The organism is Bradyrhizobium manausense (assembly GCF_018130615.1).
In the GTDB taxonomy this organism is placed as follows: Bacteria; Pseudomonadota; Alphaproteobacteria; order Rhizobiales; family Xanthobacteraceae; genus Bradyrhizobium; species Bradyrhizobium manausense_A.
This window is the reverse complement of record NZ_JAFCKB010000019.1, coordinates 98278-111165: the sequence shown is the minus strand read 5'-3', so window position 1 is coordinate 111165 and position 12888 is coordinate 98278. Positions and strand designations below refer to the sequence as shown.

Genomic DNA, 12888 nt, shown 5'->3' with positions numbered 1-12888 from the left:
AACGTCATCGCGGCGATTGGCTGTGAAGCCGGGACGGGACGCATGTCTCTTTCGTCCGAAGGGCAGCCGGCCCGAATGCGAAGCGCACCGCCGAATTGACGGCCGCAGGCAGCACCGACATGTGGGTCTCGCCTCGATACAGTTCGAATTCGGCATGCAGGCCGGGAATCGCCGACAGACGGTCCGCCATGGCGCGCGCATTGTCGACGATACGGCTCTCCACATGGCTCGCAACACGCGACGCTGCATCGGCTACCCCCTCCTGGAAGGGAGCGAGCCGCTGCTCATACTCGCCGGCCGCGACCAGCACACGCCCTTCGACCGGCATTCGCGCCGCCTCGAACCGCTCGGCCGCCGTCAGAATGCCCGCCCCCTCCCACCAGATCGCCGGGCTGATCGCGGCCCAGGTCGAGAACGCCTCCGGCAGATGGAATAGCGCGTGCAGAACGAACAGCCCGCCGAACGAGTGACCGAAGATCGCTTGCTGCGCGGCATCCACCGCAACACGGCGCGCAATCTCGGGCTTGAGCTCGTCCTCGATGAAGGCGAGGAATTCGTCGGCGCCGCCGGTGCGGACATCGGGCCCGCCGGGATGGTGCGGCGGATAAACGCGGCCAGGCGGCGGCCCCATGTCCCACGACCGGCGTACACTGTCATACGCATTGTCCGTTGGATAGCCGACCCCCACCAGCACGCCGGGTAAGATTCCCGTTCCGAGCGGATAGCCGCTCTGGACGCGCAACACATCGACCGCAGTGCCGATGACGGCATTGCCGTCGAGAAGATAGAGAATGGGCCATCCGTCCGCGGGCGGTTCGCCTCGCGGACAGTGAAGAAAGATCCGATACGGCTCACCACCCTCACGGGACGCAAGATCGAACTGCACCGTCTCGGCGATCAGCGCCGGCTTGTCTTCCACCATGACCTCCAAAAAGAACCAATAGCCCGCGACCGATCGCGACTCAGGCAGCTTCGCGAACCTGCCCCGTGGCGCCGGCCGCATGACCGTGCTCGTGGGCTTCGAGACGCGCCAGACAGTGCCGCTGCGCATCCCGGATCATGAAGTTGACGAGCGTCGGCGACACCCCGGATTCGGCCGCCAGCGTCTTCTGTGGCACACCGTCCAGCCGATGCGCCATGAAAACGCGACGCGTCCGCTCCGGCAGTTCGTCCAGCGCCGCCAGCACGGCGCGTAGCGCCTCGCAGCCTTCCAGCGCACATTGCGCATCGGCGATTGGCGCCTCGACCGCGTCGAGACCATCGGACGGTAACGCATGCTGCAACTCCCAGCGCCGCCGGCGCGCCCGGTCGATGGCGAGATTGCGAACCATCCGGCAGGCAAAGCTCACCGGACAATTCGGATCCGTTCCGGCGAGGTCGCAGGCCTTCAGCATCGCATCCTGAACAACGTCCTCCGCCAGTTCCTCGGACGCCAGGATCCGCGCCGCGATCGAGACCAGCCGGCGCCGATTGCAGATCAGCGCGTTCAACAGCCCGCCTCGATCCACCGCACGCGATACGTTCGACATGACGTCATCCGTTGATCAGGTTTCGCGGCGAGCCGGAGCCGTGGCGCAAGTTCGGGAGTCGAGCGGGAGACGAGAAAGCGGCGGCTACCAGCGATAGCTGAGGCTGCCAATCACCTGGCGGCGTTCGCCCGCATAGCAGAAACCGGACTGGCAAGCCTGATAGTGCTTGTCGAACAGGTTTCTGGCGTTCACGCGCAGGTAAGCCCCCGAAAATCTTCTGTCGAACTTGCCCACGTCATAGTCGACCATGGCATCCACCAAGGTCAGAGCCGAATTCTCGAACGTATTCTGGTCGTCGCCAAAACTCGCTCCGATGTAGCGCGCACCCAAGCCCACACCCAAGCCTTCGAACGGACTGCTGGATTGGAATGTATATTTTCCGAAGGTCGCAAACGAGTTCCTCGGGATGCCCGAAAATTGGTTACCCGTCGTATCCGGATTTCCCTGCGTGATGACAACGTTGAGGTGGGTGTAGGCCGCGGTGAGGTCGAAGCCCTGCTTCAGCGACAGCTTCGCCTCGAGCTCCACCCCTTTCGACTCGACCTGCCCGGTCGCCGCCTGGAAAGCCCTATCGTTGGGATCCGTGCGCAGGACGTTATCCTGCTTGATGTCGAAGACAGCGGCGGTCAGCAGCACGGGAAGGTTAGGCATCTGATACTTGATACCGGCTTCGGTTTGCTCGCCGGTGGTCGGCTTGAAAGGCGATCCGGCCGCATCGAAGCCGACCTGCGGACTGAATGCCGTGGCATAGCTCACATAAGGAGCAACACCATTGTCGAAGAGATAGCTGAGGCCCGCGCGGCCGGTGAACGCCGCCGCTTTTTGCAGGGATGGCGTTCCGTCGAGGCCGCTCGTCGACCGCTGCGATACCCAGCTCTGATGGCCGTTGAGCGTAAGAATAAATCCTCCAATCTTGGCCTGCTCCTGGGCATAGATTCCGACCTCATCCAACGTCTGCTTGTTGAAGATCGAAAAATCCGGCGTCGCAATGGCCTGAGCGCCATAGTTCCGGGTCAGGAGATTGAGATCGGGCGCCGAACCAAAACCGATCTTGTCGTTGTAGTAACTGTGCGTGTAGTCGACCCCGACAAGGACGGTGTTCTTGACCGAGCCCAGCATGAACTTGGCCTCCGCCTGATTGTCGAGAGTGGCAGTGTTGAAGCTGTCCAGGATTCGCCAGGCAGAACGTGACGCAAGATTGGTGCTGTAATCCACCGAATCGATCTGCGTATACCGCGCATCTGTGTCGACCTGATAGAAGCGGAAGTTCTGCCGCACGGTCCACACATCGTTGACACTGTGCTCGAATGCATAACCGATGCGATACTGCTTCTGATCCATGGCGCTGAACGCCGTGTCGTTCGAATAGATATTCGTCAGTTGACCGGTAGGAGTACGGAAGAAACTCACATCCGCGGCGGTGCGGCTCGTTTGATATTCTCCCAGTATCGTTAGCGAGGTATCGATGTTCGGCTTCCATGTCAGGGCCGGCGCGATATAGGCGCGGTTGTCATCGTTGCCCGGCAGCCACGATTTGGCGTCACGTAGCAAGCCGGTCAGGCGGTAGGAAAATTGATCGCTGCCGGGAACGGGTCCGCCAATATCAAAACTACCCTGGTAGCGGTCGTAATTTCCGGTTTGCAGTTGCACCTCGCCGAACGGCGTCGATGTCGGCCGCTTCGTCGTGACGTCCACGATGCCGCCCGGTGAACCAAGACCATAAAGGCCCGAGGCCGGCCCGCGCAGGATCGACGCGCTCTCTACTCCGTAGGGCTCAATTTTGGGAATGGCGAAGTTACCTCCGCCTTGACGCAAACCGTCGCGGTAGATGCCGGTGTAAGTCACGTCGAAGCCCCGGATATAGAAGCTGTCGAAACGGGGATCGTATCCGAACGCCGTCGTGGTGACACCGGGCGTATAATTGATTGCGTCCTTGAGCGTTTGAACGTTGCGGTCTTCAAGCTCCTTGCGCGTCACCACGGAGATCGACTGCGGCGTCTCGATCAGGGGCGTGTTGGTCTTGGTACCCGCGGAGCTGTTGGTCGTGACGTATCCGATCGTCGTGCCGGTTGCGCGCCCAGCCGTTTGCGGACCCTGCGCCTGAACGACGACTGCGCTGCCGCGCCGAATCGCCGCCCCACGGGATGATCGCGTGGGCTGCGTGGACGCGGCCGAACCGCGCTTCTTTTGTGAAACCGGAGCATCGACGGTCACTGCCGGCAACACGTTTCCGTTTTGCGAAACATTGCTCTGGGCTTGTGCGCCCGAGACGTCGATGCCGGCCGATCCGAAGATGACCGAGCCAAATATGGCTGCATTGATTGCAGCCGTTGTTCGCAGCAAGCGATGCATAGCACGAAACGAAACAGTCTCCACCGATGATCCCCAGTTTGTTTGAGCATGATGCCGCTTAAGCATGACTTCGATTGATCGCGCATGGCTCGTTCAAGAACCAGCGTGCTTTCCTGATGCGGACTTCTATCGACGGTGGAATGACAATTCCACACATACAGAATAGAATCGATTGAAACGCGCAGGAGATACATCGTTGGATTGATTCCAAACTCTCGTCGAAAAATTGAAAACGACTCCAGAGTTTGTTTTGCGCACACGCGTCACAAACGCGGGAGCAACTCCCGCAAACCTGCGGGAGGCTTACCTGCGACTGAAATACGGAATCAGCGCCGACTACGCTCCAGGGCTTGATCGAGATCACGCCACAGCATGTCCGGGTCCTCAAGACCGACCGCGAAGCGGATCGTGCGATCGCCCACGCCGAAGCGGGCGAACGAATTCGACTCTTCGGGCAATCGCAACGGCGCCTGCGCGGGCACGATCAAGGTCTCGGGACCGCCCCAACTAACACCGAGCCGGATATGCGTCAGGGCATCGGCGAAAGCCGGCACATCGACCGCCTCGGAGACATCGAAAGCGAACAGGCCGGCATATCCGGTCAAAGAAGCCTTGCCGGGATGATCGAGGAAGGCGGGATGACGCACGCGCGCGATCGCTGGATGATCTCTCAGCCGCTCCGCCAGAACTAGGCCGCTCTTCATGTGCTGCGCCATCCGCAGCGGCAGGGTGCGCATGCCACGCAGCAAGAGCCACGCCTCGAACGGCGAGAGCTTGGCGCCGAGATAGGGATAAGTCATCCGGTTGATGCGCGCGATATGCTCTTTCGAGCCGGCGATCACACCGGCCACGGTGTCGCTGTGGCCACCGAGATATTTCGAAGCGGCATGGATCACGAGATCCACGCCAAGCAGAATCGGTTTCTGGAACAGCGGCGTCGCCCAGGAGTTGTCGATCATCGTGATGACGCCATGCCGCCGCGCCAACGCCGCCAGCGCCGCGACATCCTGAACCTCGAAGACCATCGAGGTCGGATTTTCCAGATAGAGCAGCTTTGCGCCCGGCAATACCGCCGCGACTTTCGCGGGCTCGCCCGCATCGACATAGTCGACCGTCACACCGAACCTGGCGAGCAGCTTGTTGAACAGGCAGTAGACGTCGTTGTAGACGTTACGGACAGCGACGATGCGGTCGCCGGCTTCGATAAAGGCAAGCAGAGCGGCCGTGATGGCCCCGGTGCCGCTGGAAAAGCCGCGAGCCGCCTCGGCCCCCTCAAGCGTGGCGATCAGGCGTTCGAATTCCGTGACCGTCGGATTGTTACCACGCGAATAGATGAAGTCTTCCGAGCGTCCGGCGAACACATCTTCAATGGCGGCATAACTGTCGAAGGTGAAGAGGGAGGTCTGGAAGATCGGCGGCGAGGCCGCATTGAACGGCACCGCCTCCATCGGAGCGAACAGGGACGTGGAGGCGGCGATCAGATTGCGATCGACCGCTGCGACGGAAGCGGCAGGCTCGTGCTTGTTCATGAAAACCTCCTGTCGAGCGGCTTGACCAGGAACAGGCACGGAAAATCCTCGTGCCAGAATTTCGGAAAGATCTCGGCGCGAATGAAACCGCAGCCCTCGTAGAAAGCGCAGGTGGCGGCGTATTGCGGCTCTTCCCGGTCTCTCGGCGCTAGCGTCTTCACCGTCAGCAGACGGCACGCGGCGCCCCGGGCGAACTCTTCCGATGCGGCGATCAGCCGATGTCCTATGCGCCGACGGTGGAACTGGCGGCGCACCGCCATCACGAAGATCTCCATGGCCGACGGCGGATGTGGCTGCAGCGCGACGAAGCCGACGGCGACGCCGTCCATACGGCAGGCGAGCAGCGGCAGCTGCTCGACGATACTGGCGCAGGCCGAATTGGCTTCGGGCTGGTCGAACCACTCCGGCAATTCGCCCATGATATCCCGGCAAAGATCGCCCTTGCCTGTTGCGAGAAGAGAGACCTCGGTCAAAGCGTCCTCATGAGGCTTGCGGCGCGAGCGAGGCCATGCGGCCATGGCGCAGATCGCGCAGGATCGGAACGAGCAAGGCGATGGCCAGAACGCTGGTGAGCGCCGTCGCGATGACGAGGCTCGCCACGATGCCGTTGAGGCCGAACCACGGCGGCAGTACGACAAGAAGCGGAATGAGCAGGTAGCCCTGTGGCGCCAGGTTGACGAGCGCAGCGCGACGCGCCTGCCCCATGGCTTGCAGCAGCACGAGGACGACCATGCGGGGCGCGATCAGCAAAAAGGCCGCGTGAATTGCAACGATCGCATCGACCGCCGGCGTCTGCACGGCGGGGTCCGTTGTAAACAGGCGCGCGATTGAAGCTGCGAATAGCATCATGGCGAGCCCGTACGCGATCGCGAAGGCTGACGTCGCCATAAGCGTAAAGCGGATCGCCGCCAGCACGCGATCGTGATTGCCGGCGCCCCATGCGAAGCTGATCGCCGGCTGCGCGCCGAGCGTGAAGCCGAGGAGCGGCAACGAACCGAGCGTCGAAAGCCGCAGCGCAATGCCGAGGCCGGCAATCGCCGCATCGCCGCCGAAAGCACCGGCCTGGCGGTAGACCATGGCGAAGGCCACCGAAGTGACGATGCTGGCCAGCGTCGTCGGCAGCCCCATGGTGACGACCGGCAGCAGGATGCGCAACCGGACACGCGTGAGCCGAGCCGCGACCCGAACCCGACCTTGCCGTCCCTGGAAATAGGCGGCATAGGCAGCGAGCACGACAAGCTGCGACAGAACGGTCGCAAATGCCGCGCCCGCGACGCCGAGATCAAATCCGAAGATCAGGATCGGATCGAGCGCGATATTGAGTGTGAAGCCCCCGATCAGCGTCCACATGCTGAAGCGGGTGTTGCCTTCGGCGATGGCCACGAAATCGGAGAGTATCTGGAGCAGCGACAGCGTGGTGCCGAAGGCCATGATGCCGAGATAAGTCTCCGCCATTGGCCACGTTTCCGTCGTCGCGCCGAACAGAACCAGCAGCGGCCGGCGCAGAAGCAGAATGAGGATGGTCATCGCCACGCCGATCGGCACCGCCAGCGCAAGCACCGTCGAGGCGGTGACGCTGGCACGCCCGAGCGCGCCCTTGCCGAGCAGCCGCCCGATCGTTGTCGCAGCGCCGACGCCCAACCCTTCGCCAACAGCGGCCACCACGATGAGCAGCGGAAACACCAACGTAATCGCCGCCAATGCATGGGCGCTGATCATGCCGACGAACACCGCGTTGACCGCGTGATGCAGCGCGTTGATCGACAGCCCGGCCACCATGGGAAACGCCAGCCGAACGATGGTTCGCCGGACGTCGGACGCGGCGAGATCGAGCGGGGCCGAGAAGCCTCGCCGGGGCGGATCCGCCGTTGCAGGCGCCGGAGTCGTCATGCCTGCGCCGATGCTTCTGAAGCAGGTGCTTCTGTAACGGGTTCGGGCGCCCACAGCTGATCTGCAAAGAAGCGCTCGCGCAGCAACATGACCAGCAACGCCCGCTTGTGCGGCAGGTCGAAATACTTGACCTTGGCGAACCCGGCGCGGTCGAGATTTCGGATCTGCTGGGCGTGGCTTGCCTTCGGCTCGCCGACGATGCGTTGCGTGCGGATATCGTCGAGAAAAATGAAGTGCATCAGCGACGGCAGCCAGGCCGTGATCCAGCCCCGGCCGCGAAATGCCTCCTCGCCGATCGCCACGTGCCAGCCGCGATCGTAATCGTCGGCATCGTAATGCGGGCCGATGCGGTTTTCCCTGGCCCAGTACACCTCGAAATATCCGAAAGGTACGCCGTCAGCGCAGCCGATCAGGGGCAGCACATGAGGGTCGGCGGTTCGTTCTTCGAGATCGTGCCCATGCCGCGCAAGATCGCCGCCGTCTTCCCAGACGACTTCGACACGCGGGTCGTTCATCCAGCGATGATAAAGACCGAGGTCGCCATCGACATCGACTGCTCGAAACGACAGCACCTGACCGAGCCACGGAATGAAGCGGGCGTAACAGACGCCGACGGGCTTCGGCGCCCGGCGCGGATGGCGCTGGCCACCGGACAACACGTGCAGTTGCGGATGGCCACCGTTCGGCGCCGCCCGCGGCAGCCAGAGCCGCGGCTGCTGCCAGAGCAAAGCCGGTTCGGCAACCAGCATCTCGCCTTTGCGGATCGCGACCCCTTCCCGGATCAGGACCGCGGCGAGATCGCCATCATCACAACCAAACCCAATCCGGACCGTCCGCTCGCCGGCGGTCAACGCCTCGATCGCGGCGCAGAGCGCGGGCAGCAGCCGCTCTACCGGACCAGCCGGCACGTGGAGACACAAACCCTCGCCCTCCGGCGTCAGCCGAAAGATGCTTCCGACACCGTCGGAATCGCGAACGTCGACGACGTCGTCATCCAACGAGATCGACATCCGGCCGCCGAGACCGGCCTTAAGACGGGCTTGGAGTCGCGCGCGATCGCGCAGGGAGGGAATTTGGGTCAAGGCATTCATCTCGAGGCAACCGCTCTGCTGTCGCTCCGGCTCGGCAAAGCCGACAACTATCACTAGGACGAGCGGCGCTCGGCTTGATTTAGTCGGCTCAACAAAAAATCCGAACGAGGACTAAATCGCGACTGCCGCCTTTCGTCTTACGAAAGTCAATCGTGGGAGGCTCCATGGACAACGACGACGTTTGGCAGGTGGTGAGAAACAATGAAGGGCGCTACTCGGTCTGGCGCCAGGGTCGCCCGGTGCCGCGCCAATGGTTTTTCACCCCATATACCGGCTCACGCAGCGCGTGCCTCGCGCACATCGAAATCATCTGGCGCGACCCGCGGCCTTCGGGCTGGGGCCGCGTGATGGACGGCGCGACCGGTGCGGATCAGCCGCAAAGATGACGGACGCGCCGGCACGATGCGACCTTCTCAAGCAATGCTAAGAGCCCCATGACAAACAACATCGCGCAACTTCCTGACGTCGACCACGCCGGCACGCGCAGCTATCCCTTGACGCTGGCCCAAAAGCGCATCTGGTCACTCGGCCAGATCGGCAACCGCAGCGTTTTCCCGACCCAGCTTCTCGCACTGCGTTGGCAAGGCGCCGGCAAGGCCACGGAGCTGATCGCGGCTCTGCATCGTGTCGCCGACCTTCATCCGGCGCTGCGGATGCGCTTCCAGCGCTTCGCCGGCGGACGCGTCGAACAAGCCGCAACAGGCGCGCTGGAGGTGCAGCGGACGGACCTCGCAACGGTCGCCGCCGAAGCCCGCGACGCAGCCCTTTGCGATCTTCTCGATGGCTTCGCCGCGCCGGCTTTCGATCTCGAAACCGATGCGTCGGCGCGCGGCCTCGTGGTCAGGCTCGGCGACGACGACCATATCATCGGCATTGCGCTGCATCCGATCGTCTGCGATCCGGCTTCCCTTAACGTTCTGGCGCGCGACCTGTCGACGGCCCTCGCCAGCGCGAGCGACAATACCATCAAGGACGCGGTCTTGTCGCGCGCGACCGCCGAGCAGCAATGGCTGCGCTCGCCCGCTTACGACGACGCGCTCGCCTACTGGCAGGCGACCTTCACCGAAGAGCGCAGTTGCGCCTCCCTGCCGGTGAGGAGCAATCTCGGCGGCGGCGCCACCGGACTGCGCCGACAGCACCGCTTCGTCATCGATGCCGGTCTGAAGCTGAGGATCGCGACATTGGCAGCGACCGCCGGTCTCTCCGAACCTGTCGTCCTGCTGACCGCGTTCAATGTGTTGCTGGCACGCTACGGCGGCCAGTTCACACTGCGCTCGGGCGCGGTCCGCGACGGCCGCTCCGAGCCGGGCGACGCCGGGCTGGTCGGCAGGCTCGAAGATATCGTTCCACTGCGTCTCGACCTGTCGCCGGCCATGACCTTCGTCGCGGCTGCCCGGCACGTCCGCGATAGATATGACGAAGGCGAGCGGCATCGCCTGCCGATCGAGCGCCTTGCGCAGGAGCTATGGCGCGACGACCAGGACATGCGCGGCACGTTCATCGCGTCGCTGTTCGAACATCGCGGCACACTCGCCGACCCGTCCGCGACGCCGGCCGGCATTCAGATTACCTCGGTATTGCCGCTGGCGTCGCGCGGCGACGCCGATCTCGTGCTGACGACGGCAACCGACGCCGCCGGAGGCATTATCGATGCCGTGATCGACGCTTCCGGCGAGCTTTACGATGGCGCATTGCTGGCGCGGGCCGCCGGGCATTTCGTGCGCATCCTGAAAGCAGTTGCCGCCGACGGCGACATCCGCCTGCGCGACATCGCCCTGGTCGAGGCGGCCGAACTCGATCGTCTGTCCGCCCCTTACGATGACGATGCCATTGACGACGATCGTCCGGTCCATCAATGGATCGCGGCGCATGCGATCCGCACGCCGGACAAGACGGCGATCATCCATGCGGACCAGAGCTGGACCCATGGCGAACTCGACCAGCGCGCCAACCGGCTCGCGCACCGGCTGCTCTCGGCCGGAACCGGCCCCGAGGTCTGCGTCGCGGTGCTGGTGAAGCGTTCGCCGGAAGCCATTGCCACCATCCTCGCCGTGCTCAAGGCCGGCGGCGCCTACATCCCGGTCGAACCCGATCAGCCGCCGGCCCGCAACCATCACATCTTCCGCGACGCCGGCGTGAAAGTGATCGTTACCCATAGCTGGCTGCGCGACCGCATTCCGACCGATATCGATGCCGTGATCCTCGAGCTCGACAGGCTGGATCTTTCCGCCGAGCCGCTGACGCCGCCGGCCATCTCCATCCATCACGACCAACTCGCCTACGTCATGTACACTTCGGGCTCGACCGGCCTGCCGAAAGGCGTGGCGGTCGAGCACGGCCCGCTGACGCATCATTGCCAGAGCACGGCGCGCATCTACGAGATGTCGGAGGACTCGCGCGAGCTGCCGTTCCTGCCGTTCAGCTCCGACGGCGGACACGAACGCTGGATGGTGCCGCTGATGGTCGGAGGCAGCATCATCCTGCCGGACCAGGCGCTGTGGACGCCGGAAGAGACGTTGGCGGCGATGCGCACGCATGACGCCAACAATGCCAGCATTCCCACGACCTACATGCAGCAACTCGCGGAATGGGCCGACATCAGCGGCGAGGCGCCGCCGCTGCGGCTTTATTCTTTCGGCGGCGAAGGGCTGGCGCAGACGACCTTCGACCTTTTGACCCGCTCGCTGCCTGCCAAATGGCTGATCAACGGCTATGGTCCGACCGAAACCATCATGACGCCGATGGTCTGGAAGGTGCGGCCCGGAACGCGGTTCGAGGGTACCTATGCGCCGATCGGCCGCGCCGTCGGACGGCGGCGCGTCTACGTGCTCGACCCGGACATGAACCCCTGCCCGATCGGCGTCACCGGCGAACTCTATCTCGGCGGCGAAGGCGTCGCGCGCGGCTATGTCGGGCGCCCCGACACGACCGCGGACCGCTTCGTGCCGGACCCGTTTGCCGCGGACGGCGGCCGGCTCTACCGTTCGGGCGATCTCACGCGCTGGCGCGAGGACGGGGCCGTCGAATTCGTCGGCCGCGTCGATCATCAGGTCAAGCTGCGCGGCTTCCGCATCGAACTCGGCGAAATCGAAGCCGCGCTGGTCGAGCAACCGGGTGTCGGCGAATGCGTCGCCCTATTGCGCAACGACGACGGACAGCCGAGCCTTGTCGCCTATGTGGTTCCACAAGCCGGCATCACGCTCGATCCGAACGAACTTCGCCGGGCGATCGGCGGCAAGCTACCCGACTACATGATCCCGAGCGCGATCGTCCCGCTGGAGCGATTGCCGATCAATCCCAACAGCAAGCTCGACCGCGCAGCGCTGCCGGCGCCGGTCAGGCGGATGACCGAGGCTGTCCCGCCGGCGACCGATCTGGAGGCCGAGATCATCGAGATCTGGCGCGACGTGCTCGGCATTATCGCCATCGGCGTTACTCATGACTTTTTTGAGATCGGCGGCCACTCGCTCGCCGCTATCAGGATCCTGACCCGGCTCAGGCGCCTGCGTCCGCAGGTGCGCACCACGATCGCAGACCTGTTCAACAATCCGACGGTGCGAAGCCTCGCCGCCCGTGTCGAAAAGGGCGGTGACGCGATCGGCAGCCAGGTCATCACTCTGCGGGCCTCGGGCAGCAAGCCGATGCTCTACTGCTTTCCCGGCCTGCTCGTTAGCACGCGCGAATATGTCAGGCTGGTCGAATTTCTCGGGCCGGAGCAGCCTGCGACCGGCTTCATCTGCTACTCGCTGTCGGAAGAGAAGACGCGCGACGGCTCGGTCGAGGCGATCACCGGACGCTATGTCGAGCACATCCGCCGCGAGAGCCGCGGCCGCCCGTGCATCTTCCTCGGCTGGTCTTGGGGCGGACTGCTCGCCTATCAGGCCGCCCGCATGCTCGGCAACGACATCGACCTGCGCCTGGTCGGCATGATCGATGTCTGCGAGATCGGAAGCGAGTTCGCGCTCGGCGCGGTGCCGCAGTTTGGACCCGGCGAGCGCGACGCGCTGCAGGCTCAGGTGAGCGAATGGCTGGGACGAACGCGCATGCGGAGCGAATGGGACCGCCTGCTGGGATCGATGGACGCCCTCACCTACGAGCAATTCCTGCGCTTCATCGGCAACGAGGAAGAAGAGCTGCCCACCGACGGCCCGGACATCAGCAGCCGCGAACACACGTTCTGGATCCTGATCGACAATGCGCTGATCTTCCGCCAGCATCGGATGCTGCCGCACGATTGCCCGATACACTCATGGACCGCGGAAGACAGCCTGCATCGCGGCCTCAACCTGATCGACTGGCGGCAATATTCACGCTTCGCCAATCCGGCCGAAATCATCGCCGGCACCACCCATCTCCACGTGATCGGTTCCAGCGCCTTTCACAGCCGCTTCGCTCACCGCGTCGACGAGGCGATCGCCGGCCTCGGGCACGGCAGCGCCGCACCGATCCAGCGGCGAACGCGTAGCTGAAACGACTTCCACTCCCCCGACGGATCGT

The 12888-nt window shown here is 63.8% G+C and carries 9 protein-coding genes; 2 read left to right on the top strand and 7 right to left on the bottom strand.

The annotated features are described in order from the left end of the window. Positions 1-4: 4 nt before the first annotated feature. The 7 genes from JQ587_RS28710 to JQ587_RS28680 all read right to left on the bottom strand — a co-directional run bounded on the left by JQ587_RS28710 (position 5) and on the right by JQ587_RS28680 (position 8391). Positions 5-922, bottom strand: a complete 918-nt coding sequence (locus tag JQ587_RS28710) for an alpha/beta hydrolase (RefSeq protein ID WP_212427568.1) — start codon at positions 920-922, stop codon at positions 5-7. 40 nt (positions 923-962) lie between these two features. Beyond that, entirely contained in the window at positions 963-1529 is a 567-nt protein-coding gene (locus JQ587_RS28705; RefSeq protein WP_212427567.1) for a sigma-70 family RNA polymerase sigma factor, read from the bottom strand. A gap of 84 nt (positions 1530-1613) precedes the next feature. After that, complete coding sequence (locus JQ587_RS28700; protein WP_349629540.1) at positions 1614-3905, bottom strand: TonB-dependent siderophore receptor; 2292 nt, start codon at positions 3903-3905, stop codon at positions 1614-1616. Positions 3906-4207: 302 nt separating this feature from the next. Beyond that, entirely contained in the window at positions 4208-5410 is a 1203-nt protein-coding gene (locus tag JQ587_RS28695; protein ID WP_212427566.1) for a PLP-dependent transferase, read from the bottom strand. After that, positions 5407-5829, bottom strand: a complete 423-nt coding sequence (locus JQ587_RS28690; protein WP_249149075.1) for a GNAT family N-acetyltransferase — start codon at positions 5827-5829, stop codon at positions 5407-5409. The genes JQ587_RS28695 and JQ587_RS28690 overlap by 4 nt, the downstream gene beginning before the upstream one ends. Positions 5830-5890: 61 nt before the next feature. After that, on the bottom strand, positions 5891-7300 hold the full coding sequence (locus tag JQ587_RS28685; protein ID WP_212427564.1) for an MATE family efflux transporter: 1410 nt from the start codon (positions 7298-7300) through the stop codon (positions 5891-5893). Next, positions 7297-8391 (bottom strand): GNAT family N-acetyltransferase, encoded by a 1095-nt coding sequence (locus JQ587_RS28680; RefSeq protein ID WP_212427563.1) that lies wholly within the window; start codon positions 8389-8391, stop codon positions 7297-7299. The genes JQ587_RS28685 and JQ587_RS28680 overlap by 4 nt, the downstream gene beginning before the upstream one ends. A gap of 164 nt (positions 8392-8555) precedes the next feature. On the opposite strand from JQ587_RS28680, the gene JQ587_RS28675 reads away from it, so the two are divergent. Beyond that, a complete protein-coding gene (locus JQ587_RS28675) occupies positions 8556-8777 on the top strand; it encodes an MbtH family NRPS accessory protein (RefSeq protein ID WP_212427562.1) in 222 nt (73 codons plus the stop codon). Between the two features lie 48 nt (positions 8778-8825). Further along, complete coding sequence (locus JQ587_RS28670) at positions 8826-12860, top strand: non-ribosomal peptide synthetase (protein WP_212427561.1); 4035 nt, start codon at positions 8826-8828, stop codon at positions 12858-12860. The last annotated feature ends 28 nt before the right edge of the window (positions 12861-12888 follow it).

Coding starts and splice junctions, on each gene's coding strand:
- JQ587_RS28675 (WP_212427562.1), top strand. CDS start 8,556: ATGGACAACGACGACGTTTGGCAGGTGGTGAGAAACAATGAAGGGCGC.
- JQ587_RS28670 (WP_212427561.1), top strand. CDS start 8,826: ATGACAAACAACATCGCGCAACTTCCTGACGTCGACCACGCCGGCACG.
- JQ587_RS28710 (WP_212427568.1), bottom strand. CDS start 922: ATGGTGGAAGACAAGCCGGCGCTGATCGCCGAGACGGTGCAGTTCGAT.
- JQ587_RS28680 (WP_212427563.1), bottom strand. CDS start 8,391: ATGAATGCCTTGACCCAAATTCCCTCCCTGCGCGATCGCGCGCGACTC.
- JQ587_RS28690 (WP_249149075.1), bottom strand. CDS start 5,829: ATGGGCGAATTGCCGGAGTGGTTCGACCAGCCCGAAGCCAATTCGGCC.
- JQ587_RS28685 (WP_212427564.1), bottom strand. CDS start 7,300: ATGACGACTCCGGCGCCTGCAACGGCGGATCCGCCCCGGCGAGGCTTC.
- JQ587_RS28695 (WP_212427566.1), bottom strand. CDS start 5,410: ATGAACAAGCACGAGCCTGCCGCTTCCGTCGCAGCGGTCGATCGCAAT.
- JQ587_RS28705 (WP_212427567.1), bottom strand. CDS start 1,529: ATGTCGAACGTATCGCGTGCGGTGGATCGAGGCGGGCTGTTGAACGCG.